Source organism: Mycobacterium hubeiense (genome assembly GCF_002838065.1).
GTDB lineage: Bacteria > Actinomycetota > Actinomycetes > Mycobacteriales > Mycobacteriaceae > Mycobacterium > Mycobacterium hubeiense.
Genome location: NZ_PIZU01000003.1, coordinates 131,653 through 157,191 on the forward strand (window position 1 = coordinate 131,653; position 25,539 = coordinate 157,191).

At 66.5% G+C, this 25,539-nt stretch carries 27 protein-coding genes; 12 read left to right on the forward strand and 15 right to left on the reverse strand.

Annotated elements, in window-relative coordinates; genetic code table 11:
• Window positions 1–18: 18 nt before the first annotated feature.
• Entirely contained in the window at window positions 19–423 is a 405-nt protein-coding gene (locus CWS39_RS03925) for a hypothetical protein (RefSeq protein ID WP_142386803.1), read from the forward strand.
• Between the two features lie 71 nt (window positions 424–494).
• Here CWS39_RS03925 and dmpG read toward each other — a convergent pair whose 3' ends face one another.
• From dmpG to CWS39_RS03940, 3 genes are read right to left on the reverse strand one after another with little or no spacing between them, the layout of a single operon-like run.
• Window positions 495–1,547 (reverse strand): 4-hydroxy-2-oxovalerate aldolase, encoded by a 1,053-nt coding sequence (gene dmpG / locus CWS39_RS03930; RefSeq protein ID WP_102141597.1) that lies wholly within the window; start codon window positions 1,545–1,547, stop codon window positions 495–497.
• Entirely contained in the window at window positions 1,544–2,503 is a 960-nt protein-coding gene (locus CWS39_RS03935) for an acetaldehyde dehydrogenase (acetylating) (protein ID WP_102141598.1), read from the reverse strand. Before CWS39_RS03935 ends, dmpG begins: the two co-directional genes overlap by 4 nt.
• 12 nt (window positions 2,504–2,515) lie before the next feature.
• Window positions 2,516–3,301: a 2-keto-4-pentenoate hydratase gene (locus CWS39_RS03940; protein WP_102141599.1), complete on the reverse strand. Its 786-nt coding sequence runs from the start codon at window positions 3,299–3,301 to the stop codon at window positions 2,516–2,518.
• Window positions 3,302–3,374: 73 nt separating this feature from the next.
• On the opposite strand from CWS39_RS03940, the gene kstD reads away from it, so the two are divergent.
• Both kstD and CWS39_RS03950 read left to right on the forward strand, forming a co-directional pair.
• Window positions 3,375–5,057 carry a 3-oxosteroid 1-dehydrogenase gene (gene kstD / locus CWS39_RS03945; protein ID WP_102141737.1) on the forward strand — a complete coding sequence of 561 codons (1,683 nt, stop codon included), beginning with the start codon at window positions 3,375–3,377 and terminating at the stop codon, window positions 5,055–5,057.
• Between the two features lie 2 nt (window positions 5,058–5,059).
• Window positions 5,060–5,920 (forward strand): MaoC family dehydratase, encoded by an 861-nt coding sequence (locus tag CWS39_RS03950; RefSeq protein ID WP_102141600.1) that lies wholly within the window; start codon window positions 5,060–5,062, stop codon window positions 5,918–5,920.
• 6 nt (window positions 5,921–5,926) lie between these two features.
• Here the strand turns inward: CWS39_RS03950 and CWS39_RS03955 are convergent, their stop codons facing one another.
• The 8 genes from CWS39_RS03955 to CWS39_RS03990 all read right to left on the reverse strand — a co-directional run bounded on the left by CWS39_RS03955 (window position 5,927) and on the right by CWS39_RS03990 (window position 13,835).
• Window positions 5,927–6,640 carry a PE domain-containing protein gene (locus tag CWS39_RS03955; protein ID WP_102141601.1) on the reverse strand — a complete coding sequence of 238 codons (714 nt, stop codon included), beginning with the start codon at window positions 6,638–6,640 and terminating at the stop codon, window positions 5,927–5,929.
• A 14-nt stretch (window positions 6,641–6,654) separates the two neighbouring features.
• The gene (locus CWS39_RS03960) at window positions 6,655–7,791 is read right to left on the reverse strand and encodes a hypothetical protein (protein WP_102141602.1); all 1,137 of its coding nucleotides are present in this window, start codon (window positions 7,789–7,791) and stop codon (window positions 6,655–6,657) included.
• A 71-nt stretch (window positions 7,792–7,862) separates the two neighbouring features.
• Window positions 7,863–9,023: a lipid-transfer protein gene (locus CWS39_RS03965; RefSeq protein WP_102141603.1), complete on the reverse strand. Its 1,161-nt coding sequence runs from the start codon at window positions 9,021–9,023 to the stop codon at window positions 7,863–7,865.
• Entirely contained in the window at window positions 9,023–9,424 is a 402-nt protein-coding gene (locus CWS39_RS03970) for a MaoC family dehydratase (protein ID WP_102141738.1), read from the reverse strand. The genes CWS39_RS03965 and CWS39_RS03970 overlap by 1 nt, the downstream gene beginning before the upstream one ends.
• An 8-nt stretch (window positions 9,425–9,432) precedes the next feature.
• Window positions 9,433–10,371, reverse strand: coding sequence for a bifunctional MaoC family dehydratase N-terminal/OB-fold nucleic acid binding domain-containing protein (locus CWS39_RS03975; RefSeq protein ID WP_102141604.1), 939 nt, complete (start codon window positions 10,369–10,371; stop codon window positions 9,433–9,435).
• 28 nt (window positions 10,372–10,399) lie between these two features.
• Window positions 10,400–11,563 (reverse strand): acyl-CoA dehydrogenase FadE29, encoded by a 1,164-nt coding sequence (fadE29, locus tag CWS39_RS03980; RefSeq protein WP_102141605.1) that lies wholly within the window; start codon window positions 11,561–11,563, stop codon window positions 10,400–10,402.
• A complete protein-coding gene (locus CWS39_RS03985) occupies window positions 11,548–12,561 on the reverse strand; it encodes an acyl-CoA dehydrogenase family protein (protein WP_102141606.1) in 1,014 nt (337 codons plus the stop codon). Before CWS39_RS03985 ends, fadE29 begins: the two co-directional genes overlap by 16 nt.
• A complete protein-coding gene (locus tag CWS39_RS03990) occupies window positions 12,561–13,835 on the reverse strand; it encodes a cytochrome P450 (protein ID WP_102141607.1) in 1,275 nt (424 codons plus the stop codon). The genes CWS39_RS03985 and CWS39_RS03990 overlap by 1 nt, the downstream gene beginning before the upstream one ends.
• Window positions 13,836–13,962: 127 nt before the next feature.
• On the opposite strand from CWS39_RS03990, the gene CWS39_RS03995 reads away from it, so the two are divergent.
• The 6 genes from CWS39_RS03995 to CWS39_RS04020 all read left to right on the forward strand — a co-directional run bounded on the left by CWS39_RS03995 (window position 13,963) and on the right by CWS39_RS04020 (window position 18,400).
• Window positions 13,963–15,126 carry a steroid 3-ketoacyl-CoA thiolase gene (locus CWS39_RS03995; protein WP_102141608.1) on the forward strand — a complete coding sequence of 388 codons (1,164 nt, stop codon included), beginning with the start codon at window positions 13,963–13,965 and terminating at the stop codon, window positions 15,124–15,126.
• Window positions 15,127–15,504 carry a DUF8021 domain-containing protein gene (locus CWS39_RS04000; protein WP_102141609.1) on the forward strand — a complete coding sequence of 126 codons (378 nt, stop codon included), beginning with the start codon at window positions 15,127–15,129 and terminating at the stop codon, window positions 15,502–15,504.
• A gap of 9 nt (window positions 15,505–15,513) precedes the next feature.
• On the forward strand, window positions 15,514–15,972 hold the full coding sequence (locus CWS39_RS04005) for a nitroreductase family deazaflavin-dependent oxidoreductase (RefSeq protein WP_102141610.1): 459 nt from the start codon (window positions 15,514–15,516) through the stop codon (window positions 15,970–15,972).
• Window positions 15,973–16,152: 180 nt separating this feature from the next.
• On the forward strand, window positions 16,153–17,508 hold the full coding sequence (locus tag CWS39_RS04010; RefSeq protein ID WP_102141611.1) for a histidine phosphatase family protein: 1,356 nt from the start codon (window positions 16,153–16,155) through the stop codon (window positions 17,506–17,508).
• A 107-nt stretch (window positions 17,509–17,615) separates the two neighbouring features.
• A complete protein-coding gene (locus tag CWS39_RS04015) occupies window positions 17,616–17,936 on the forward strand; it encodes an ArsR/SmtB family transcription factor (RefSeq protein WP_102141612.1) in 321 nt (106 codons plus the stop codon).
• Window positions 17,933–18,400 carry an SRPBCC family protein gene (locus CWS39_RS04020; protein ID WP_102141613.1) on the forward strand — a complete coding sequence of 156 codons (468 nt, stop codon included), beginning with the start codon at window positions 17,933–17,935 and terminating at the stop codon, window positions 18,398–18,400. The genes CWS39_RS04015 and CWS39_RS04020 overlap by 4 nt, the downstream gene beginning before the upstream one ends.
• Here CWS39_RS04020 and CWS39_RS04025 read toward each other — a convergent pair.
• The 4 genes from CWS39_RS04025 to CWS39_RS04040 form a co-directional block, all read right to left on the reverse strand.
• Window positions 18,344–20,350 (reverse strand): TRAP transporter permease, encoded by a 2,007-nt coding sequence (locus tag CWS39_RS04025; protein ID WP_102141614.1) that lies wholly within the window; start codon window positions 20,348–20,350, stop codon window positions 18,344–18,346. The two genes, CWS39_RS04020 and CWS39_RS04025, sit on opposite strands and share 57 nt — an antisense overlap.
• The gene (locus CWS39_RS04030) at window positions 20,347–21,351 is read right to left on the reverse strand and encodes a TAXI family TRAP transporter solute-binding subunit (RefSeq protein WP_102141615.1); all 1,005 of its coding nucleotides are present in this window, start codon (window positions 21,349–21,351) and stop codon (window positions 20,347–20,349) included. The genes CWS39_RS04025 and CWS39_RS04030 overlap by 4 nt, the downstream gene beginning before the upstream one ends.
• 73 nt (window positions 21,352–21,424) lie before the next feature.
• Window positions 21,425–22,330: an SDR family oxidoreductase gene (locus tag CWS39_RS04035; protein WP_102141616.1), complete on the reverse strand. Its 906-nt coding sequence runs from the start codon at window positions 22,328–22,330 to the stop codon at window positions 21,425–21,427.
• A 13-nt stretch (window positions 22,331–22,343) separates the two neighbouring features.
• Window positions 22,344–23,108: an SDR family oxidoreductase gene (locus tag CWS39_RS04040; RefSeq protein ID WP_102141617.1), complete on the reverse strand. Its 765-nt coding sequence runs from the start codon at window positions 23,106–23,108 to the stop codon at window positions 22,344–22,346.
• Window positions 23,109–23,161: 53 nt separating this feature from the next.
• Between CWS39_RS04040 and echA20 the strand changes: the two genes are divergently transcribed.
• Genes echA20 through ipdB form a run of 3 tightly spaced genes read left to right on the forward strand, consistent with a single transcriptional unit; the run spans window position 23,162 to window position 25,538 of the window.
• Entirely contained in the window at window positions 23,162–23,917 is a 756-nt protein-coding gene (gene echA20, locus CWS39_RS04045; protein ID WP_102141618.1) for a (7aS)-7a-methyl-1,5-dioxo-2,3,5,6,7,7a-hexahydro-1H-indene-carboxyl-CoA hydrolase, read from the forward strand.
• A complete protein-coding gene (gene ipdA / locus CWS39_RS04050) occupies window positions 23,914–24,792 on the forward strand; it encodes a cholesterol ring-cleaving hydrolase subunit IpdA (RefSeq protein WP_102141619.1) in 879 nt (292 codons plus the stop codon). The genes echA20 and ipdA overlap by 4 nt, the downstream gene beginning before the upstream one ends.
• Window positions 24,789–25,538, forward strand: coding sequence for a cholesterol ring-cleaving hydrolase subunit IpdB (gene ipdB, locus CWS39_RS04055; RefSeq protein ID WP_102141620.1), 750 nt, complete (start codon window positions 24,789–24,791; stop codon window positions 25,536–25,538). The genes ipdA and ipdB overlap by 4 nt, the downstream gene beginning before the upstream one ends.
• The last annotated feature ends 1 nt before the right edge of the window (window position 25,539 follow it).

Here is a 25,539-nt window from a genome sequence, read left to right on the forward strand (position 1 = left end):
TTGCAATTGGAGGTACACATGCACACACATCGAATTCTGGTGGGCGCCGTCATGGCACTGGCCATCGGTGCGCTCGCACAGCCCGCGGTCTCCGGCGCGGAGCGGGAATGGGACGTCGGACAATTCGACGACTGCATCGAGATCCCTACCCGTCAGTACGAACTCGGCGATATCAGCTATGACCAATGGCAGCAAGACTCGCAGGCTTGCTGCATCGTCTCCGGCGGCGACTGGAACGCGGCGGCCGGCAAGTGCGAGGCGCCACCGGCAACGGCGCAGACCGCGCCGCAGAGCCCGGGCGAAGTCGTTCAGGCGCCCAGCGCGGGGTCGGCCGCAGACGGTCAGACGCCATCGAAGCCGGGTGGGAGCTACGAGGTCGTGCCGATCGGCCCGGGTGGCGGCCCGACGCTGTACATGCCCTGACTGAGCCGCGATTTTGCGCTCAGGACTGTTGGTTCGACGAAATCACAGCCCTGGGCGCAATTTTCAGTGGCCTACGTCGCAGCCGCCTCGGCCTCTTGCTCGCGCTTGATCTCCAGCGCGATGTCGATCAGCTGGTCTTCCTGCCCGCCAATCAGCTTGCGCTGGCCGGCCCGGTGCAGCAGCTGATGCGCGGGCACGCCGTAGCGCTCCGACTGGCGGATGGCGTGCTTGAGGAAGCTCGAGTACACGCCCGAATAGCCCATGATCAGCGCGTTGCGGTCGAGCAGGCATTCGGCGGGCATCGCCGGGGCCACGACCTCCTCGGCGGCGTCGGCGATATCGAAGAAGTCGATGCCGGTCTTCACGCCGATCTTGTCGAACACCCCGATCAGCGCCTCGACGGGCGCATTGCCCGCGCCCGCGCCGAACCGCCGGCATGACCCGTCGATCTGCTTGGCCCCCGCGCGTACGGCCTCCACCGAGTTGGCCACCCCGAGCCCGAGGTTCTCGTGCCCGTGGAAGCCGACCTGTGCGTCGTCACCCAGTTCGGCGACCAACGCGGCCACCCGGTCACGCACGCCCTCGAGCACCAGCGCGCCGGCCGAGTCGACGACGTAGACGCACTGGCAGCCGGCGTCGGCCATGATCCGGGCTTGTGCCGCAAGCTTTTCCGGCGGGATGGTGTGGCTCATCATCAAGAACCCGACCGTTTCCAGGCCCAGCTCGCGGGCCAGGCCGAAGTGCTGGATGGACACGTCGGCCTCGGTGCAGTGGGTGGCGATCCGGCAGATCGAGCCGCCGTTGTTCTGCGCCTCCTTGATGTCTTCCTTGGTGCCGACGCCGGGCAGCATCAGGAACGCGATCTTGGCTTCCTTGGCCGTCTCGGCGGCCAGCTTGATCAGCTCCTGCTCGGGCGTCTTGGAGAAGCCGTAATTGAACGAAGACCCGCCGAGGCCATCACCGTGGGTGACCTCGATCACCGGCACGCCCGCGGTGTCCAGCGCCGCGACGATCGCGTGCACTTCCTCCTTGGTGAACTGGTGCCGCTTGTGGTGCGACCCGTCGCGCAGCGACGTGTCGGTGATGCGGATGTCCCAGATCGGGTTGAAGAAGATGTCGGTCATTTCTGAGGACCCCCTACTCCGCTTGTCTGCTCCTCGCGCAAGCGCTCGTCGGCCAGAGTTTCCTTCGCGATTTCCTCGCCGACCTTGGTGGCCGCCGCGGTCATGATGTCCAGGTTGCCCGCATACGGCGGCAGGTAATCCCCGGCGCCCTCGACCTCGACGAATGTGGTGACGACGTGGTTGCCGCCGTTGACCACTGACGGCTCGTCGAACTGCGGCTCATTGAGCAGCCGGTATCCGGGCACGTACGTCTGCACCTCGGCGACGACGTCCTTGATGGACTGGGCAATCGCGTCGTGGTCAGCGTCCTCGGGGATGGCGCAGAAGATGGTGTCGCGCATGATCATTGGCGGCTCGGCCGGGTTGAGGATGATGATGGCCTTGCCGCGTTTGGCGCCGCCGATGGTCTCGACGCCCTTGCTGGTGGTCTTGGTGAATTCGTCGATATTGGCCCGGGTGCCGGGTCCCGCAGAGACGCTCGCGACCGAGGCGACGATCTCGGCGTAGGGCACGTCGACGACGCGAGAAACGGCGTACACGATCGGGATGGTGGCCTGCCCGCCGCAGGTGATCATGTTGACGTTCGGTGCGTTCAGGTGCTCGCGCAGGTTGGCCGGCGGGATGACCGCGGGGCCGACGGCCGCGGGAGTCAGGTCGATGGCGCGGATGCCGGCCTCGGCGTAGCGCGGCGCGGCTTCGCGGTGCACGTAGGCGCTGGTGGCCTCGAACAGCAGATCGGGCTTCTCGTCGAGGCCCAGCAACCAGTCCGCACCCTCGGCACTGGTCTGAAGGCCCAGTTTGCGGGCCCGGGCGAGGCCTTCGGACTCAGGGTCGATGCCGACCATCCAGCGGGGTTCCAGCCACTCCGAGCGGAGCAGCTTGTACAGCAGGTCGGTGCTGATGTTGCCGGATCCGACGATCGCGACGGAGGCTTTACCGGAAGATCCCAGTGGCATATACGATTTCTCCTATTCGAACGACAGGTGGACCGAGCCCAGCCCGTCGAATTCTGCGACGAAGTCATCGCCCGGCCGGGCGTCGATCGCGCGGGTGCACGAGCCCGGTAGCACGATGTCGCCGGCCTTCAGCCGTACTCCGAAGCTGTCCACCTTGCGGGCCAGCCACGCCACGGCGGTCACCGGGTTGCCCAGCACGGCGTCGCTGCGGCCCTTGGCCACCACCTCGCCGTTGCGGGTGAGCACCGCGTCGATGTTGCGGATGTCGATGTCCTTGGGCGACACCCGCGCCTCGCCCAGCACCCAGCCCGCCGACGACGCGTTGTCGGCGATGGTGTCGCAGAGCTTGATCTTCCAGTCGGTGATGCGGGTGTCGATGAGCTCGATCGACGGCGCGAACGCCGCCGTGGCGGCCAGCACGTCGTCCTCGGTGCAGCCGGCGCCGGGCAGGTCGTCGGCGAGGATGAACCCGACCTCGACCTCCACGCGTGGGTAGAGGTAGTTGGCCGTTTTGACCGGCCGGTCCTCGTAGACCTGCATCTCGTCGAGCAGGTGGCCGTAGTCGGGCTCGTCCACGCCCATCATTTTTTGCATGGCCTCCGACGACAGGCCAACCTTGTGTCCCACCACGCGGGCGCCCTCAGCGACGCGCTGGCGGATGTTGATCAGCTGGATCTCGTAGGCATCCACGACGTCAATATCGGGATTTCCGTCGGTCAGCGGGGCGATGGGGACCCTGCTCCGTTCGGCCTGGGCCAGGTCGGCGGCCAGCTGGTCACGCACCTCGACACTGAGCATTTAGGTGAAGTCCCCTCGTTTGTTTTACCGGGGCGGTTGTTCGATCGCCGGGCAATTCTATAACGTGTTCTACATGACAGCACAGGAGTTCGACGTCGTCGTCGTCGGGAGCGGCGCCGCCGGCATGGACGCTGCCCTCACCGCCGCCCACCAGGGCCTCTCAACAGTAGTCCTCGAGAAGGCACCGCACTATGGCGGTTCCACTGCGCGGTCAGGTGGCGGCGTGTGGATCCCCAACAATGAAGTGCTGCGGCGTGACGGCGTCAAGGACACCCCTGAAGCCGCCGGGAAATACCTGCACACGATCATCGGCGACGTCGTCGAACCCGAACGCATCGACACCTATCTCGATCGCGGGCCGGAGATGTTGTCGTTCGTGTTGAAGCACTCGCCGCTGAAGATGTGCTGGGTCCCCGGGTACTCCGACTACTACCCCGAAACACCGGGCGGCCGCCCCGCGGGACGTTCGATCGAGCCCAAACCGTTCAATGCCAAGAAGCTCGGGCCCGACCTGGAGGGCCTGGAGCCGCCGTACGGCAAGGTGCCGCTGAATGTTGTGGTGATGCAGCAGGACTACGTGCGGCTGAACCAGCTCAAACGCCACCCGCGCGGAGTGCTGCGCAGCCTGAAGGTCGGCGCCCGCACGATGTGGGCCAGGGCCACCGGCAAGAACCTGGTCGGCATGGGCCGCGCGTTGATCGCGCCCCTGCGGATCGGCCTGCGCGACGCCGGCGTCCCGGTCCGCTTGAACACCGCGTTGACCGATCTCTACATCGAGGACGGCGTCGTCCGCGGCGTGTACGTCCGCGACATGACAGCGCCGGAATCGGCTGAGCCAGAACTGATTCGCGCGCGACGCGGCGTAATCCTGGGGTGCGGCGGGTTCGAGCACAACGAGCAGATGCGGGTCAAGTACCAGCGTGCACCGATCACCACCGAATGGACCGTCGGGGCGAAGGCCAACACCGGCGACGGTATCCTGGCCGCCGAAAAGCTCGGCGCCGCATTGGACATTATGGAAGACGCGTGGTGGGGCCCGACGGTGCCGCTGGTCGGTGCGCCGTGGTTCGCGTTGTCCGAACGCAACTCGCCCGGCTCGATCATCGTCAACATGGCCGGCAAGCGGTTCATGAACGAGTCGATGCCATATGTCGAGGCGTGCCATCACATGTACGGCGGCAAGTACGGTCAGGGACCCGGTCCGGGCGAGAACATCCCGGCGTGGCTGGTCTTCGACCAGCAGTACCGCAACCGCTACATCTTCGCGGGATTGCAGCCGGGACAACGTATTCCGTCGAAGTGGCTGGAGTCCGGCGTCATCGTCAAGGCCGACACGCTGGAGGAATTGGCGGCCAAGATGGGCGTGCCCATCGACGCGTTCTCCGCAACGGTGGAGCGGTTCAACGGCTTCGCCCGCTCCGGCGTCGACGAGGACTTTCACCGCGGCGAGAGCGCGTACGACCGCTACTACGGAGATCCGACCAACAAGCCGAATCCGAACCTCGGCGAGATCAAGCATGGGCCGTTCTACGCGGCCAAGATGGTGCCCGGCGACCTCGGCACCAAGGGCGGCATCCGCACCGACGTGCACGGCCGCGCGCTGCGCGACGATGGCAGCATCATCGAAGGGCTTTACGCCGCAGGCAATGTCAGCGCCCCGGTGATGGGCCACACCTATCCCGGTCCGGGCGGGACGATCGGCCCGGCGATGACCTTCGGCTACCTGGCGGCACTGCATCTGGCCGGGAAGGAATAGGCATGCCGATCAACGTCGAGGAGGCGCTCGCCGCCGAGTTGGAGCCCATCGAATTCTCCTGGACCAGTAGCGATGTCCAGCTCTACCACCTGGGGCTGGGTGCCGGCGCCGACCCGATGGACCCGCGCGAGCTGCGGTATCTGGTGGACAACACTCCGCAGGTGTTGCCGACGTTCGGCAACGTCGCGGCCAGCTTCCACATGACCGAGCCGCCGACGGTCAAGTTCCCGGGCATCGACATCGAACTGTCCAAGGTGCTGCACGCCAGTGAGGCGATCACGGTGCCGGGACCGATACCGCCAAGCGGCACAGCGCAATCGGTGCAGAAGTTCACCGAGATCTGGGACAAGGGCAAGGCCGCCGTGATCGTCAGCGAGACGACGGTGACCGATCCGGACGGCAAGCCACTGTGGACGCAGAAGCGGTCCATCTTCGCCCGCGGCGAGGGCGGCTTCGGCGGCGAGCGCGGGCCGTCGTCGTCGGCGACGGTGCCCGAGCGCGCACCGGATTTCGACCTGGCGATGCCGGTGCTGCCGCAGCAGGCGCTGCTCTACCGGTTGTGCGGCGACCGCAACCCGTTGCACTCCGATCCCGAATTCGCCGCTGCCGCAGGCTTTCCCAGGCCGATCCTGCACGGGCTGTGCACCTACGGGATGGCGTGTAAGGCGATCACCGACAGCGTTTTGGACGGGGACGCGGCCGCGGTCGGCTCCTACGGCGCCAGGTTCGCGGGCGTGGTGTTCCCCGGCGAGACGCTGAAGGCCAACGTGTGGAAGGAAGACGGTCGCTACATCGGCAATGTGGTCGCGCCGAGCCGTGACGACGCCGTGGTGTTGACCGACGTCGAGCTGATTCCGGCCTGACCGCGTCTACAACCTGCGCGCGACGTCCTCGTCGCCGTGGCGCGACGTCTCGGGAGGGGTGACGGGCACAGGACCTGGGGCGGGTCGGCCGTCCTGCCCCGTAGACGGCCCCGCCATGGCTTCGTCGGCCCGTTCGAGCTTCGGTTCGGGCTCGCGCTCGACTTCCCTGCGCGCCTCGTCCTGCTGGGGCGCATCCTCACGGGGAGCCTGCTGCTGCGGCGGAGCGCCCGCCCCGGCCATGCTCTGTCCGGCCGTCGGCTGACCGGCCGCAGTGGGCCCGCCTCCGCTGCCTGCGCCGCCGCCTTGCGAACCGGCGCCCCCTCCCGCGCCTTGAGCCGCCTGCATCGCCTGCTGCATCAGCTGACCGAACATGCCGGTCTGCCCGCCGAGCCCGCCGGCCGCCTGGCTCATCTGCCCCGCCTGCTGGCCCATCTGACCGAGCTGGCCCAGCATGCTGGTGAGTTGCCCGACCGACTGCGAACCCGATTCGTCGGCGTTGGTGTAGGCGGCCTGGGCGGCGCCGAGTTTGCCGGCGAAGGTGGTCTCCTTCGCCGCCAACGACGCGACGTTGGCCGTGAGCGAGGCGGCCATCGTGGGCAGCACGGCCGCGATGGTCATGCTCATCGCATCCTGGCCCGGCTGGATCATCGGCACCTCTGGCAGCTCGACAGCGGCCGGATCCCAGCTCAGACCTTCGGGCTTTCGCAGCGGACTAGTCATCGGCAGCTAGCTCCTCACCAATCGTCGTCAACATCGTCTTCGGCCAGGTCGTATTCCAGCGGCGGAGGCGCCGTCAGACCTGGGTGAGAACCTCCGCTGGTGGCGCGCTGCCCCATCATCGGGCTCATTCCGCCCATGCCGCCGCCACCGGCCGCCGCCACCGGTGCGACCCCACCAACAGCGGCGCCACTGGCTGCACCGGTCTCGGCCGGCGCAGTGGAGACACCTTTGGTACCAACAAGATTCGCCATCAGCGGAGTCTGCGCCGGCACGCCGCCGGACCCCGGCGTCGAGGCCGCTTTCGTCATGCCCGCGCCGCTGCCGGCGCCGGACCCACCCGCCAAGGGGTGATTGGAGAACGACGAGAAACCCATCGCCCCTGCCCCGCCGGAACCGCCCTTGCCCATCTGGCCGAACATCGACGTCATCTGCTGGATGGGCTGCGTGAGCTGCTGCAGAGGCTGGCTGAGCTGTTGGGGCAGCTGGCCGAACATCTGCCCGATCTGCTGCGGCAGTTGCGCGGCCATGCCGCCCATCTGACTGAGCATTTGCATCGCCTGCTGCGGATTCTGCCCGGCGGCCTGTGCGGCGTCCTTGGTCTCCTCGGCGGCCTCTTGGGCCGGACCGGTCGGGGGCGCCGCCGCCACCACGGGAATGCTCGGCGGCACACCAATCGTGTTGGCCATGGAGGTGGTGTTGGCCGTGACATTGGCGATGTTCTGCGACATCCCCAGCTTGATCCTGCTCTGGATCAGCTCCTGGGTGTTCATGAACGGCATCGCCTGGATCGCTTCGCATTCCGCCTGCGTTTCCTGGGCGATGGTGTTCACGAGCATCTTCGTCTCGATGACCGCCGTCTGCATGGCGCGCAGCTTGGCCGCGATCGCGGCGGCCTGGGCGCCGTTGGCTTCATGCCCGGCGATGATCGTGCTGGCCTCACCGGTTGCGGCCAGCGAGCCGGCGCCTTCCCAGGTGTCCGACAGCCTCATCATCTGACCCTGCTGCTGAGGAACCACCGTGCCGGTGATCCGCGCCGCCAGCGCCTCGAACTTCGCCGCGGCGGCACCAAGTTGGTCCTCATCGACGTTCGGCCAGGCCGGACCCGTCACCGTTTGCGAGCCGTACGGGCTCATATCGGGCTGGATCCCCACCTCGCGACCCCCTTCGACGTGTTTGCTGTGCGAAACAACCCTACCGTGTCCGCCGGGGTCAGCAGAGCGTCTTATCCGAGGATGAGGCCTGAGGTGGGCACGCCGGTGCCCGCGGTGACGAGCACATGCTCGACGCCCTCGACCTGATTGACCGAGGTGCCGCGGAGTTGACGCACTCCCTCGGCGATCCCGTTCATGCCGTGGATGTAGGCCTCGCCAAGCTGGCCGCCGTGGGTGTTGATCGGCAGCCGGCCGCCGATCTCGATCGCGCCGTCGGCGATGAAGTCCTTGGCCTCGCCCTTTCCGCAGAACCCCAACTCCTCCAGCTGGATCAGCGTGAACGGCGTGAAGTGGTCGTAGAGCACCGCGGTCTGGATGTCCGTCGGTGCCAGGCCCGACTGCGCCCACAGCTGCCGACCGACCAGCCCCATTTCGGGCAGCCCGTCGAGTTCCGGACGGTAGTAGCTGACCATCGTGTACTGGTCGGGGCTGGAGCCCTGCGCCGCCGCCTCGATGATCGCCGGCCGATGTTTGAGATCGCGGGCCCGCTCCGGTGAGGTCACCACGATCGCGACCGCACCGTCGGTCTCCTGACAGCAGTCCAGCAGCCGCAGCGGTTCGGCTATCCACCGCGAGTTCTGGTGATCCTCAATGGTGATCGGCTTCTCGTAGAAATACGCCTTGGGGTTCTTCGCGGCGTGCTTGCGGTCGGCGACCGAGATCGCGCCGAAGTCACGGCTGGTCGCACCGGACAGGTGCATGTAGCGCTTGGCGATCATGGCGACCTGCGCCGCCGGCGTCGAGAGACCGTGCGGGTACGAGAACGAGTTGTCCACACCGGTGGAGTCGGCGTTCTCGGTGAGCCGGGTCTGCACCTGGCCGAACCGCATACCTGAGCGCTCGTTGAACGCCCTATACGCCACAACGCAATCCGCCACACCGGTGGCGACAGCCATCGCCGCCTGCTGGATGGTCGCGCACGCCGCGCCGCCGCCGTAGTGGATCTTGGAGAAGAACTTCAGCTCACCGATACCCGCCGCGCGGGCCACCGCGATCTCGGTGTTGGTGTCCATCGTGAAGGTGGTCAACCCGTCGACGTCGGCGGGCGTCAAACCGGCGTCGTCGAGTGCGTCGAGCACCGCCTCTGCGGCCAGTCGCAACTCGCTGCGGCCGGAGTTCTTCGAGAAGTCCGTCGCACCGATACCGACGATCGCTGCTTTACCGCTGAGCATCACGCGCCTCCGAGGGTAAGCGTCGCGGTGGCCACCACGTGATCGCCAAGGCTGTTGCTGCCAACGACTTTCACCGTCACCAGCCCGTCGTCGATCGCGGTCACCTCGCCCTTGAAGGTCACCGTGTCGTAGGCGTACCACGGCACACCCAGGCGCAGGCCGATCGATTTGATCAGCGCTGACGGGCCGGCCCAGTCGGTGATGTACCGCTGCACCAGGCCGGTGTCGGTGAGGATGTTGACGAAGATGTCCTTGGATCCCTTGGCCTGAGCCTTGTCCCGGTCGTGGTGCACGTCCTGGAAGTCGCGCGTGGCGATGGCCGTCGACACGATGAACGTCGGGTCGCCGTACAGCGATAGTTCCGGCAGTTTCGTGCCGACCTGAATTTTCGGAGCGCTCATACTCACCGTCATTCCACGGGCTCCCACGCGTACAAGGTCCAATCTTCGAAGTCGATATACATTGCGCGGACAGGCATTCCGATCTCCACCTTCGCGGGGTCGACATTGCGGAGTTCGCCGAGCATTCGCACGCCCTCTTCGAGTTCCACCAGGGCGATGACGAACGGCAGCGTGCGGCCAGGCACCTTCGGCGCGTGGTGCACGACGTAGCTGAACACCGTGCCCTTACCGCTTGAGACGAGATAGTCGGAAGGCGCCACTTCCTTTTTCGCGTCCTGCCACACCGCGGGCACCGGCGGGTGCTGCAAAGAACCGTCCGCGCGCTTCTGGATACGCAACTCATGCGCCTTGACGCCGTCCCAGAAGAACTGCGTGTCCTTCGAGGACGCCGGCCGCATCAGTGCATCGGGATCCAGGTCCTCGGGCACGGCCGGCTTGTCGGCATCGCGAGGCCGGAATTTCATGATGCGCCAGTCCATCTCGGCGACGTCCTCGTCGCCGACCTGCCACACGATGTGCTGGTTGATGAAGTAGCCCTCGCCCAGCGCCGTCTGCTTCGGGCCGATCACGTCGGTGAGTTCGGCGCTGACGCTGACCACTTCGCCGGGACGCAGGTAGCGGTGGTAGGTCTGCTCGCAATTGGTGGCGACGACACCGACATAGCCTGCGTCGTCGAACAACTGCATCATCTTGCTCAACGGATCGTCGTCGGGCCGGCCCTGGCCCAGCCCGCCCATCGTCCACACCTGGATCATCGCCGGCGGCGCGACGATTCCCGGGTGGCCCGCCGCCTTCGCGGCGGCCTCGTCGACATAAATCGGGTTCGTGTCACCGATCGCATCCACCCAGTGGTGAATCATCGGCTCGTTCACCGGATCCCGGCCGACCCGCGGCTTGCTCTTGCCCGCCGCCTTGACCATTTCGATGGCCGCTGCGAGGTCGCTCATCTGTGCCCTCTGCTCTTCGCGCCAGCGCTCATCGCGGAACCCTCGGGACCTTCAGACCGGATGCCGCGATCATCTCCCGCATCACCTCGTTCACTCCACCACCGAATGTGATCACCAGATTCCGCTTGGTCTGGCTGTCGAGCCAGCGCAGCAGCTCAGCTGTCTCCGGATCGGCCGGATTGCCGTACTTGCCGACGATCTCCTCGGCGAGCCTACCCACCAACTGAATCCGTTCGGTGGAAAAGACTTTCGTGGCAGCGGCGTCGGCGACGTCGATGGTCTCCCCCGCCGCGGCCACCTGCCAGTTGAGCAGTTCGTTGATCCGCCAGATCGCATGGATCTCGCCGAGGATGCGGCGCACGTCGTCGTGATCGATCGGCGCCGTTCCGTCAGCCTGAGGCTTGGACGCCCACGCGTGCACGCGGTCGTACACACCGGCGACGCGTCCCGCCGGGCCGAGCATCACGCGCTCGTGGTTGAGCTGGGTGGTGATCAGCTTCCAACCGGCGTTCTCCTCGCCGACGAGCATGTCCACCGGCACGCGCACGTCGTTGTAGTACGTGGCGTTGGTGTGGTGCGCGCCATCGGACAGGATCATCGGCGTCCACGAGTAGCCCGGATCCTTGGTGTCGACGATCAGGATCGAAATGCCTTTGTGCTTCACGGCTTCCGGGTCGGTGCGGCAGGCCAACCAGATGTAGTCGGCGTCGTGGCCGCCCGTCGTGAAGACTTTCTGGCCGTTGACGATGTACTCGTCGCCCTGCCGGACGGCGGTGGTGCGCAGCGATGCGAGGTCGGTACCGGCCTCGGGCTCGGTGTAGCCGATCGCGAAGTGCACTTCGCCGGCGAGGATGGCGGGTAGGAACTTCTTCTTCTGCTCCTCAGTGCCGTACACCTGCAGCGTCGGCCCGACGGTCTGCAACGTGACGGCGGGCAGTGGCACATCGGCCCGCTGCGCCTCGTTGACGAAGATCTGCTGCTCGATGGGGCCGTAGCCGAGGCCGCCGAACTCCTTGGGCCAGCCGACGCCCAGCTTGCCGTCGGAGCCCATCCTCTTGATCACCGCCCGGTACGCCTTGCCGTGCCGGTCGACCTCCATCTCCCTTCGCTCCTCCGGAGAGATGAGGCCCGAGAAATATTGCCGCAGTTCGGCTTGCAGCTGCCGCTGTTCGGGGGTCAGTTCGATGAACATTGCGCTCCCACCAGATCGAGGCGATGCGAGGGTCCGCCCACCAGCCGGGTCAGGTCCTTGATGGTCGAGTAATAGCGGTCCATCGGGTAGGTGATGTCCATGCCCATACCGCCGTGCAGGTGGTGGCAGATCTGCATCACCGGCGGCGCCTGCGACGCCAGCCAGTAGCCGAGCACGTCGAGGTCGCCGTCTGCGTCGCGACCTTCGGACAGCCGCCACACCACCGACGTCGCCGCCAATGACAGTGTGCGCGAAGCGATATAGACCTCGGCGAGCTGTGCGGCCACGGTCTGGAACGTCGACAACGGCTTGCCGAACTGCTCACGGGTCGCCACATAGTCCGCCGTCAGCCGCAGCGCGCCGGCCACCAGGCCCGCGGCGAACGCACCGATCGTCGCCAGCGCCAACTGGTTCACCCGACGCGGCTCCGCACCCTCCAGCACCCCGTCGACGTCGGCATCGGCGAACGTCACCGTGTACTCGTCGCTGCCGTTGGACGTCGGTGTCTTGGTGAGCGTCACACCGTCGGCCTTGGGGGACACCACGACAACGGCGCTGTCGGTCGTAACGATCATCCAATCCGCTTGCTCCGCATAGCCAACCGCGATCTTGGTGCCGTTCAGCTTGCCACCCGCGAACACCGTCGCCGGCCGGTCCGGCAGCGGGGCACCCGGTTCGTTGAGCGCCGCGGTCAACACCGCGCCCTTGGCGACGCCGGCCAGGTAGCGGTCCTGTTGTTCGTCGGAGGCCAGGTCCAGCAGCGGCACCACACCATGGCCGAGCGTCGCCAACGCCGGGCTGACGGTGCCGTGGCGGCCGATCTCGGTCAGCGCCGTCGCGACCTCCGGCAGGCCGACACCGTCGCCGCCGAGCCGTTCGGGTACCGGCAGGGCCGTCACCCCGCCGGAAACCAATGCGTCCCAACTGTTGTCGCGGTCCAGCACCGACGTGACGACGTCGGCGACCGCCTGCTGTTCTGGGTTCGGCGTGAAATCCATCAGTGGGCTTCCGCCTGATTCGCCGACCCGGCGGCTGGGCACTTTCCGGTGTAATCGACCTGCCAGTGCTTGATCCCGTTGAGCCAGCCCGATTTCAGCCGCTCAGGCTCACCGATCGGCTTGAGATCGGGCATGTGGTCGGCGACGGCGTTGAAGATCAGGTTGATGGTCATGCGGGCCAGGTTCGCGCCGATGCAGTAGTGGGCACCGGTGCCGCCGAAACCGACGTGCGGGTTCGGGCTGCGCAGGATGTTGAAATTGTGCGGCTCCTCGAAGACCTCTTCGTCGAAGTTGGCCGAGCGGTAGGACATCACCACCCGCTCGCCCTTCTTGATCTTGACGCCCGACAATTCGGTGTCCTCCAGCGCGGTGCGCTGGAACGCCGACACGGGCGTCGCCCAGCGCACGATCTCGTCGGCCGCGGTCTCGGGACGCTCCTTCTTGTAGAGCTCCCACTGATCGGGGTTCTGCGAGAACGCGATCATGCCGTGGGTGATCGAGTTGCGGGTGGTCTCGTTGCCGGCCACTGCGAGCATCACCACGAAGAAGCCGAACTCGTCGTCGGAGAGCTTCTCGCCGTCGATGTCGGCCTGCACCAGCTGCGTGACGATGTCGTCGGTGGGATTCTTGGCGCGCTCCTCGGCCATCTTCATGGCGTACTGGATCAACTCGACCGACGACATCGCCGGATCGATGTCGGCGTACTCGGGATCCTCGCCGGCGGTCATCTCGTTGGACCAGCGGAAGAGCTCCATCCGGTCCTCCTGCGGCACACCGAGCAGCCCGGCGATGGCCTGCAGCGGCAGCTCGCAGGACACCTGCTCGACGAAATCACCGGTGCCCGCCGCCACGGCCTTCTCGGCGATCTTCTGGGCGCGGGTCCGCAACTCGTCCTCGAGTCGGCCGACAGCGCGCGGGGTGAAACCGCGCGAGATGATCTTGCGCAGCCGGGTGTGCTGCGGCGCGTCCATGTTCAGCAGCACGTTGCGCTGCAAGTCGATGGCCTCGCGCGTCATGTCCTGCGGCCAGACCGGGATGGCGCCGTCGGGCGAGCTACCGAAGATGTCGTTGCGCTTCGACACCTCCTTGACGTCGGCATGCTTGGTCACCAGCCAGTAGCCTTTGTCTCCGAACCCGCCGGTGCCACCTGGCACGTCGACCCAGTGGATGGGCTCGGACTTGCGCAGCTCGGCGAGTTCCGCGACGGGCAGGCCCTTGAGGTTCAGGTCCGCGTCGAGGAAGTCGAAGCCTTCAGGCAGGTTGGGGCAGGCCATGCGATGCTCCTCAAGACAACTTGGTCTAGTTCCAATTCAGACCATTGAAACATGCCTTCATTGCAGATCAAAGGCACGGCTTCATCGCTGCTTGTCAGAGTAATGAAACGTGTTCTAGCCTGACGGAATGGGTAACCCTGTCATCGTTGAAGCCACCCGCAGCCCCATCGGCAAGCGGAACGGATGGTTGTCGGGCCTGCACGCGACCGAGCTTTTGGGCGCTGTGCAGAAAGCGCTGGTAGAAAAGGCCGGCATCGACGCGGGCGACGTCGAGCAGGTCATCGGCGGCTGCGTCACGCAGTTCGGCGAGCAGTCCAACAACATCTCGCGCGTGGCATGGCTGACCGCGGGTTTGCCGGAGCACGTCGGCGCGACGACGGTGGATTGTCAGTGTGGCAGCGGCCAGCAGGCCAACCACCTGATCGCCGGGCTGATCGCGACGGGTGCCATCGACATCGGCATCGCGTGTGGTGTCGAGGCGATGAGCCGCGTCGGCCTGGGCGCCAACGCCGGCCCGGACCGCTCCAAGATCCGCGCCGAGTCGTGGGACATCGACATGCCGGACCAGTTCACCGCCGCCGAGCGGATCGCCAAGCGCCGCGGCATCACCCGTGAGGACATCGACCAGTTCGGCTTCGAGTCGCAGGCCAAGGCCAAGCAGGCGTGGGCAGAGGGCCGCTTCGACCGGGAGATCAGCGGCATCGAGGCGCCGGTGCTCGATGAGAACAAGCAACCCACTGCCGAGCGCCACATCGTCACGCGGGATCAGGGCCTGCGCGACACCACGCTCGAAGGCCTGGCCGCACTGAATCCCGTGATCGAGGGCGGCATTCACACCGCGGGCACGTCGTCGCAGATCTCCGACGGCGCCGCGGCCGTGCTGTGGATGGACGAAGACAAGGCGCGTGCGCTCGGCCTGACCCCGCGGGCCCGCATCGTCAGCCAGGCGCTGGTCGGCGCCGAGCCGTACTACCACCTCGACGGGCCGGTGCAGTCCACCGCCAAGGTGCTGGAGAAGGCCGGCATGAAGATCGGCGACATCGACTTGGTCGAGATCAACGAGGCGTTTGCTTCGGTCGTGCTGTCCTGGGCGCGGGTGCACGAACCGGACATGGCGCGGGTCAACGTCAACGGCGGCGCGATCGCGCTGGGCCATCCGGTCGGCTCCACCGGCAGCCGGTTGATCACCACGGCCCTGCATGAGCTGGAGCGCACCGACAAGAGCACGGCGCTGATCACCATGTGTGCCGGCGGCGCGTTGTCCACCGGCACCATCATCGAGCGGATCTAGATGACGGTGTCCGACGCCGAGCGCATCGCGGCGGCGCAGGCCTACATCAGTTCGCTCGCCAGCCATCAGGCCGACGACGTGCCATTCGCGCCGGACTGCACCCGCATCGAGGTGGGGCTCAAGACGGGCTTCTCCGGAAATCACCTGCGCCGCAGCCTGAATCGCGGGCTGCAATACCGGGTGATCTCAGCGACGACCGCGCCCGAGTTCACCGTCGACGGCGACGAGGTGCGTGCCCGCTTCGACGTCATCACCAAGCCGTCGCTCGCGGGGCGGCGGGTGTGCGCGCATATTGACGAGACGTTCCTGATCCCGGCCAGTGACGGGCAGATCCACCACATCCGGGCGCGCATCCGCCCATTCATCCAGCGCTCGTAGGATCTGCGCATGCCCAAGTCACCGCCGCCGTTCCTGAACTCGCGATACTCAGATTTCTTCATCAAGTGGATGTCGCGACTCAACACCTGGATGTACCGGCGCAACAACGGCCAAGGGCTGGGCGGCACGTTCCAGAACATTCCGGTCGCACTGCTGACGACGATCGGGCGCAAGAGCGGCGAGCCGCGGGTCAGCCCGCTGTATTTCCACCGCGACGGAGACAAGGTGATCGTGGCGGCGTCGCGCGGCGGCAGTGCCAAGAACCCGATGTGGTACCTGAACCTCAAGGCCAATCCGAAGGTGCAGGTCCAGATCAAGGACGAGGTGCTGGACCTGACCGCGCGCGACGCGACCGAGGAGGAGCGCGCCCGCTACTGGCCCAAGCTGGTCGAGATGTATCCAACCTACGAGGACTATCAGTCCTGGACCGACCGGGTGATCCCACTGGTGGTCTGCGAGCCCGCTTAGGCCGGCGTAGGTGTCGGATTGAGGTCAAATAGTGGCTTCAATCCTGCACTTAGTGCCGCATGCCTGAGAAATTGACGCATCCGCAGTAGACAGTTTCTCCGATGTGTGTACAGTGAGCGCGCACACAGTTAACGCCGTACGTGTGACAGCCCACACGGCGGTGAACAGACGGAGTACTACATGCGAAGTCATTCGCCACGCAAAACCGCGCGCGTCATCGCGACAGCCTTGACAGCCAGTGCCCTATTCGTCGCCTCAGGCCTGCCCGCGGCCGCCATGACGGTGACCTTCATTCGACATGGCGAGTCCCATGCCAACGCCAACAACAGAATCGACACCTCCGTGCCGGGGCCAGATCTGACGCCCACCGGCGAGGCTCAGGCAGACACCATCGCCGACGTGCTCCAGTCCGCTGAGTTTGTCAACCAGTACGGCGCCATCGACGCCGTCTACGCCTCGACCATGGTCCGCACCCAGCAGACCGCTGCGCCACTCGCGAATGATCTGGGGCTGACGACTGTCGTCATCGGCCAGCCGAAGAACGACAACGCGGGCCAGCGCATCGGCGTGCATGAGCTCAGTGCGGGCATCTTCGAGGGCTTGCCCGAGAAAGACGGCATCGGCCGCATCGGCTACATCGTTGCGCCGTTGGCCTGGACATTGGGCCTGCAATTCGTTCGGACCCCCGGCGGCGAGAGCGGCTTGGAGTTCAACGAGCGCATGACCAACGCGATGAAACAGATCGAGGAGGACACCCCCGCCGGCGCGGACGGTGAGCAGAACGCCGCGGTGTTCTCGCACGGCGCGACGATCATGTTCTGGACCATGATGAACGTCGAAAACCCTGATCTGCTGCTGATCGTCCAGCACCCGCTGGAGAACACCGATGTCGTGGTCGTGGAAGGCAGCGAAGAAGAGGGCTGGACGCTGGTGAGCTGGGCCGGCCAGCCCGTCGACCAGGATCCGTCGCTGCCGGTCAAGCTGTTCGTCAACACGCGCGATCTGATCGTCGCGCCGCAGCAAGCGCTCTACAACATGCGGGTACCGGTTCTGACGCCGGACTTCCCGGCGATAGCCGAAACGGCGGCTCAAGGCGTCAGGGACGTCGGCGCGGCGTCGGTCGAGTTCGTCACCGGCACCATCACCGACATTGCCGACTCGGTGCGTGGCGTGATCCCGACGAGCTTGGATCAGCAGGAGTCACCGGCGACTGCCACGACCCTCGGTGAGCCGGCCGACGAGCCGACGTCGGCCGAACCGCTGGCCAACGCGGAGGTGGACACCGACAAATCCAATGGCGCAACGGATTTGACGGACGGCAACAAGGCCCGGCCGGGCGTGTCCAAGGCCGTTACCCGCGCGAGCGAACGAGTGCGCGACGCCGTCGAGGACGCCCGCGACGACGTCACCGCATCGCTGGGCAAGGTGCGCGAGGCGGTCAAGAACGCCGCCGACGCGGGGCGCGACCGCGACGCCGACAACAACAAGACGGACAGTGGCGACACCGGCGATACGGGCGACAAAGACGCCGCCTGACGCCGCGCCACCCGACGAGCAATCGGCCCCCTCTCCGCCCGAGGGGGCCGATTGCCGTTTCTGCGACGCGTCTTGACACCGCCTTCGTAAGTTGGTACTAACGGTAAGTGACTACTTACGCGGAGGTTCTGGAATCGCTCGCCGATCCCACTCGGCGCGAGATACTCGAGCTGCTGCGCAAGAAGCCGTCTTCGGTACAGGAACTCGCCGATCAGCTTCCCGTCAGTCGACCGGCGGTGTCGCAGCATCTCAAGATCCTCAATGCCGCAGGCATTGTCGCGGCCCATCCCGACGGCACGAAGCGCATCTACACCGTGACGCCGGACGGGTTCGAGGTGCTGCGCCAATGGCTTGACGTCATGTGGCGCGATGTCCTCGACGCGTTCGCCAAGTTCGCCAACAACCCCGATGCAGGAGGTAAACCATGACCACCGCCACCGATGTCCGTCGCGAAGCCATCGTCGCCGGCTCGCCCGCGCGGGCGTTCGACCTGTTCACCAACCACATGGCCGAGTGGTGGCCACCCGACCATCACTTGGCCAGCTCGCCCGTGGTAGCGACAACCGTCGAGCCGCGCGTGGGCGGTCGCATCTTCGACACCTGCGAAGACGGCAGCGAATCGGTGTGGGGTCAGGTCACCGAATGGAATCCGCCGTCGCAGTTGGGATTCGCGTGGATGATCACCGCGAACTGGCAGCTGGAGACCGATATTGAGAAGGCGTCGCGGGTCTCTGTGTCCTTCCTCCCTGACGGGGAGAGAACCCGAGTCGTCCTCGTACACAACGAATTCTGGCGTCTCGGCGACGGTGGCCAGGGTATGGCCGACGCGGTCGGGTCACCCGACGGCTGGGGAATGGGGCTCAACCGGTTCGCCGAGTACGCGGCGTCGTAGCACCAGGTGTACGGCCACCGCCACGGCGAGCAGTACGACGCCGATGATGATGGTCTCGATGCGCAAGTACAACAGCAGCGCGGCGGCCGGGGCGCACAGCAAGCGTTCCGGCCAGCCCGCGCGACGCACCAGCCAGCCTCCGGTGGCCACGGCCAGCGCAGCCACCGCCAAGCCTGCGACTGCTGTGGTCCAAGCGATTTCGGCAAACGGCCGCAACCCGAGCAAGGCTTGGCCGTTGTCCGTCAGCACGAACGCGAACGGCACCAAGAACGCCGGCAGCGTGTACTTCCATGTCTGCCACATCGTCGGGATCACCCGTCCACCGGTGATCGCCGACGCCGCGACGGAGGCCAGGGCGGTCGGCGGAGTCACCTCCGACAGCACCGCGAAGTAAAACACGAACATCGCCGCGGCGGGTGCGACGACACCCAAATCCTGTAGTGCCGGACCGACGATCACCCAACTGATCACGAACGACGCCGTCACGGGCACCGCGAGCCCGAGCACTGCGACGGCCAACGCGGCGAACACCGCAGTGATCACCAACACCAGCGCCGGGTTCTCGGTGATCGCGCGTGCGGCGTTCACCAGGATCGAGTGCAGCTGAAGGCCCAACCCGGTCCTGGTGATCATCGCGGCGATGACACCCGCGGCCGCACACACCGCGGCCACCGCAAGCACGCCGCGCACGCCGTTGGCCAACGCGGTATACAGCCGGCCGGGCGTCATTCGATGCTCTTTGTCCAAGTAGGACAACACAATCTGAGCCGCCGTCGCGTAGACAACCGCCTTGAACGCCGGCATGCCGACGGCGAGGAACACCACGATGAGCACCAGCGAGATCAGGTGGTAGCCGAACCTGCCGAGCAGCCGCCACGTCGACTGCGTCGCCACCTCCACTTCGCGCGCTCCATAGCGACGGGCGTCGATCTCCACGGCCAGCAGGATGCCCAGGTAGTACAGCAGCGTCGGCACGATCGCCCAGATCAATACCGTCAGATACGGCACCCCGAGGTACTCGGCGATGATGAACGCCGCGGCTCCCATCGTCGGCGGCGACAGGATCGCGCCGATCCCGGCGGCGGCCAACATGCCTCCGGCGTTCTCCGCCGGGTAACCGGCGCGGCGCAGCACCGGCCAGCACACCGAACCCAGGCTGACCGTCGTCGCGGTGCCCGAACCCGACACGCTGCCGAGCAGGAAACCGGCCAGCGTCACGGTGCGGCCGGGCGCGGCCCGCGACCGCCGGAACGCGGCAAAAGACAAGTCGATGAAGAACTTTGACGCGCCGGACGAGTCGAGCACCGCGCCGTAGATGGTGAACAACACGATGTAGGTGGCCGCAACGTCCAATGGCACCCCGTACAGGCCCGTCGACTGCAAATACCCCGCGCTGATGATCTGGTCCCAATCCACGCCCGCATGCGCGATCGCGGCGTTCTGCGGCAGGTAACCGCCGTAGTAGGCGTAGGCCAGCGCGACCAGGCACACGATCGGCAACGCGAGACCGGTGGTGCGGCGGCACGCCTCCAGCACGAGGAAGAGCACCAACGACCCTGCGATGACGTCGACCACCCCCGGCGCGCCCTGCCGGCCGAGGAACGCGTCGAACCCGCCGCCACCGTCGCCAATGATGAAGGGCAGCAACGGATATAGACAGACCACCAACGCCAGCACGGCCAGCAGCCAGTCAACAGGGGTCGGGTTGGTGGTCTGACGCCCGAGGCCCGAGCGGTAGCACAGCAGCGTCAACGGCAGCACCGCCGCCAGGAACAGGATCAGCGAGAACTGATTGCCCTGCGCCAGCGGGAAGAACACCTGGTAGAGCGTGAAAAGCCCGATCAGCACACAGGCAGCGGCGACCAGGTGGCCCACCCATCCCGTCAGCTCGCGGGCCGGCTTCTCCTCCTCATACGCGACCGACGGCGAGGCCGCCTCGCGCTCGCTCAGCGCGGTGCACCGAGGTCGTCGAGCGCCTTCTCCGCGCCGGGATGCAGCGGCACGGGACTGGTCTTGCGAGCGGTGTCGAGCGCGATGCCGTCGGCCGCCTTGCTGGCCTTGACCAGATCCGCCTTGTGCTCGAACAGCGCCTTGGTGAGTACACAGGCGGTATTGCCGTCCATATCGTCTTTGACGAGAAGCACATTGGGCACCACGACGGTCGGCACATCCGCCGGGGTCTGATACGTGCTGGCCGGAATCACGCCGCGCTCGTAGATCTGATTGACCTCTTTGAGCGCCTCGAGCGTGTCGGTGACGTCGAGCAGCTTGACGCGATCGCGCGCGCTGGTGAACAGGTCGGTGATACCGGCGGTGGGCAGACCGCCGGACCAGAACATCGCGTCGATCGAGCCGTCCTTCATGCCCTCGACGGTCTTGCCGAGTTCGGTGCGTTGCGCCTGCACGTCTTTGGCGGGATCAAGTCCTGCGGCCGTGAGCATCCGGTTGGCGATAACCTCGGTGCCCGAGTTCGGCGAACCTGTCGACACTCGCTTACCGCGCATGTCGGCGATCGAGTTGATGCCCGCGTCGGTGCGCGCGACGACCTGGGTGTAGTTCGGGTAGATGCGGCTCAACGCGGCAATCGGCTGCGGTTCGTCGAACGACGCCTCCCCGTTGACGGCATCCACTGCGGTGTCCGCGAGCGAGAACGCGATCTGATGCGTACCCGCCACCAGTTGTTGGATGTTCTGCACCGAGGCCGATGTCTCCGCGGCGGTCGCCTTAACCGTGCCGTCGGTGGCTTTACTGATCGCCTCGGCGTACGCGCCGCCGAGCGTGTAGTACACGCCGGTGGTGTTTCCGGTCGCGATACTCAGTCGCTCCTCGCCGGTGACGGTGCAGGTCGTCGGCTCGCTGGCTTCTTGCGCCGTGTCGTCGCCACGCTGACCGCCGCAGCCCGTCAAGAGCAGGAGTGCCGTTCCGGTGATTGCCCCCAATGCCTTTCGCATGCCCCCATCATGGTGGCTGGCGCCTGCGCAGCATGCCTATTCGCCGATTTCTGCACAGGGGCTGTCGCCTCGGCTACGCGCCGTACACCGGCACCGGCGGGCGCGCCTTGGCCAGCAGATCCTTGACGACGGGGCCCAGCTCGGCGGGATCCCAGCGGGCGCCCTTGTCGACCTGCGGACCGTGCGCCCAGCCCTCGGCGACGCGGACGATGCCGCCCTCGACTTCGAACATCCGGCCGGTGACGTCTTTGGACTCGGCGCTGCCGAGCCAGACCACCAGCGGCGAGATGTTCTCGGGCGCCATGGAATCGAACTCGGCATCCTGCGTCGCCATCATCTCGGCGAACACCGTCTCGGTCATCCGGGTGCGTGCGCTCGGCGCGATGGCGTTGACGGTGACGCCGTAGCGGCCCATCTCGGCTGCGGCGACCAACGTCAAGGCGGCGATGCCCGCCTTCGCGGCGCTGTAATTGGCTTGGCCCACACTGCCTTGCAGCCCGGCGCCGGAGCTGGTGTTGATGATGCGCGCGTCAACGGCGTTACCCGCTTTGGACTGTGCACGCCAGTAGGCCGCGGCGTGGCGCATGGTGGCGAAGTGTCCCTTGAGGTGCACGGCGATGACGGCGTCGAACTCTTCTTCGCTGGTATTGGCAAACATCCGGTCGCGCACGATGCCGGCGTTGTTCACCAGCACGTCGAGCCCACCGAAGGTGTCGACCGCGGTCTGGATCAGTCCTTCGGCCTCGTTCCAGTCGGCGACGTTCGCGCCGCTCGCGACGGCTTCGCCACCGGCAGCGACGATTTCGTCGACGACACCCTGCGCGGCACTGCCGCCGCCGGCCGGCGAACCGTCCAGGCCGACACCGATGTCATTGACCACCACGCGCGCTCCTTCAGCGGCGAACGCCAGCGCGTGGGCGCGGCCGATGCCGCCACCCGCGCCCGTCACGATGACCACGCGACCGTCGACCAATCCCATATCCGCTTTCTCCTTACTTGTTGGCGCTCGACGCTTCCAGGTACGACGGTGGCTCGCCGCCCCCGTGCACCTCGAGCGTGGCGCCGCTGATGTATGACGCTGCGTTAGACGCTAAAAATGCTGCTGCCCAACCGATATCGGCCGGCTTGGCGAGCCGGCCCAGCGGCACGGTGGCGGCCACCGCCGCAATCGACTCCGCGTCGCCGTAGAACAGTTCCGATTGTTCGGTTTCGACCATGCCGACGACGACCGAGTTGACCCGAACCTTCGGCGCCCACTCCACCGCCAGCGTGCTGGTCAGGCTGTCCACACCGGCCTTGGCTGCACCGTATGCGGCGGTCCCCGGCGTGGGCCGGCGGCCGCTGACGCTGGAGATGTTGATGATCGACCCGCCACCGTCCTGCTTCTGCATGTGGGTGTTGGCGTGCTGCGAGACCGACAGCGGCCCGAACAGATTGAGCTCGACGATCTTGCGATTGAACTTCGCGCTGGAGTCCGCCGTCAGCACGTACGGCGAGCCGCCGGCGTTGTTCACCACGACGTCGAGGCGTCCGTGTTTGTCGACGATCGCCTCGACCATCGCCGCCACGGCGTCGTCGTCGCGGACGTCGCAGGAGTGGAATTCGTAGGGCAACCCCTCGACGGGGCGGCGGGCGCAGGTCACCACCGTCGCGCCCTGGTCGGCGAACACCGCGCTGATGCCCGCGCCGACGCCGCGGACTCCCCCGGTCACCAGGACAATCCTGCCGCTCAGTCCGAGGTTGATCGTGTCGCTCACTGTGCTAGCGTACCAAGCAAGTGCTTGCTTAGGTACCGACCCCAGGAAGTCAAATGCCAATCACGTCCAGCACCATCGAACCGGGCATAGTCGCGGTCACCGTCGACTATCCGCCGGTCAACGCCATCCCCTCGCGCGGCTGGTTCGAGCTCGCCGACGCCATCACGGCGGCGGGCCAGGACCCCGAGACGCACGTGGTGATCCTTCGGGCCACCGGCCGCGGCTTCAACGCCGGCGTGGACATCAAGGAGATGCAGAACACCGAGGGCTTCACCGCCCTGATCGACGCCAACCGCGGCTGCTTCGCGGCCTTCAAGGCGGTGTACGAATGCGCCGTGCCGGTGGTCGCGGCGGTCAACGGCTTCTGCGTGGGCGGCGGCATCGGGCTCGTCGGCAACGCCGACGTCATCGTCGCCTCCGACGACGCCAAGTTCGGCCTCCCGGAGGTGGAACGCGGCGCGCTGGGCGCGGCCACGCATCTGTCGCGGCTGGTGCCCCAGCACATGATGCGACGGCTGTTCTTCACCGCCGCCACCGTCGACGCCGCCACCCTGCACCACTTCGGTTCGGTGCACGAGGTGGTGCCCCGCGACGAGCTCGACGAAGCGGCCTTGAAGGTGGCCCGCGACATCGCCGCCAAGGACACCCGGGTGATCCGGGCGGCCAAGGAGGCGCTGAACCTGATCGACGTGCAGCGGGTCAACGCGAGTTATCGCATGGAGCAAGGCTTTACGTTCGAGCTCAACCTCGCGGGTGTGGCCGACGAACATCGTGACGCTTTTGCGGGGACGGCGAAGGGCAAGAAGTGAGCGATAAGAGAACAACGTTGGATGCGGCCGCCGCCGAGCTGCGCGACGGGATGACAATCGGCATCGGCGGATGGGGCTCGCGGCGCAAGCCGATGGCGTGGGTGCGGGCGATTCTGCGTACCGATGTCAAGGATCTGACGGTGGTGACCTATGGCGGCCCGGACATCGGGCTGCTGTGCTCGGCCGGCAAGGTCCGGCGCGTGTATTACGGCTTCGTGTCGTTGGATTCGCCGCCGTTCTACGATCCGTGGTTCGCCAAGGCCCGCACCTCGGGGGCGATCGAGGCCCGCGAAATGGACGAGGGCATGCTGCGTACCGGCTTGCAGGCGGCCGCACAGCGGCTGCCGTTCCTGCCGACCCGCGCCGGGCTGGGCAGCTCGGTGCTCGACTTCTGGGGCGACGAACTCAAGACGGTGCAGTCGCCCTATCCGACCGACGGGGCGTACGAGACGCTGATCGCCATGCCGGCGCTGCGCTTGGATGCCGCGTTCGTTCACATGAATCTCGGTGACGCCCAAGGTAATGCGGCCTACACCGGCATCGACCCCTACTTCGACGACCTTTACCTGATGGCCGCCGAGCGGCGCTACCTGTCGGTGGAGCAGGTCGTTCCGACCGAGGAATTGGTCAAAGCCGTGCCGCCGCAGGCGCTGCTGGTGAACCGGATGATGGTGGACTCCGTCGTCGAGGCCCCCAACGGCGCGCACTTCACCACGGCCGCACCGGATTACGGCCGCGACGAGAAGTTCCAACGCCACTATGCCGAAGCCGCCGGCTCCGAGGAGACCTGGGCCGATTTCGTCAAGACCTATCTGTCCGGCAGCGAAGCCGACTATCAGGCGGCGGTGCGTCGATTCCAGGAGGACGCCAAGTGATTTCCGTGAGCCGTGCCGAGGTCTGCGTGGTGGCCTGCGCCGAATTGTTCCGCGATGCCGGCGAAATCATGGTCAGCCCGATGACGACGGTGGTATCCGTGGGCGCGCGCCTGGCCCGGCTGACCTTCTCCCCCGACATCCTGCTCACCGACGGCGAGGCCCAGCTGCTGGCCGACACCCCGGCGATCGGAGCGGCCGGCGCCATCGAAGGGTGGATGCCCTTCGGCCGGGTGTTCGAGACGCTGACCTGGGGCCGCCGCCATGTCGTCATGGGCGCCAACCAGATTGACCGGTACGGCAACCAGAACCTGTCGGCGTTCGGGCCGTTGCAGCACCCCACCCGGCAGATGTTCGGTGTGCGCGGGGCGCCGGGAAACACCATCAACCACATCACCAGCTACTGGGTGGGCAACCACTCCAAGCGGGTGTTTTGCGACAGCGTCGACGTGGTGTCGGGCGTCGGATGGGACAAGGTGGATCCGTCGAACCCGGCATTCCGGTTCGTCAACGTGCACCGCGTGGTGACGAATCTCGGGGTGTTCGATTTCAACGGCCCGGACCATCAGATGCGCGCGGTGTCGCTGCATCCGGGGGTCTCCGCCGACGACGTGGCCGAGAACACCTCGTTCGAGGTGCACGGCCTGGAGACCGCGGATACCACGCGCCTGCCCACCGGCGACGAGCAGAAGCTGATCCGCGAGGTCATCGATCCGAAGGCGTTGCGGGACAAGGAAGTCAAGGTGTAAC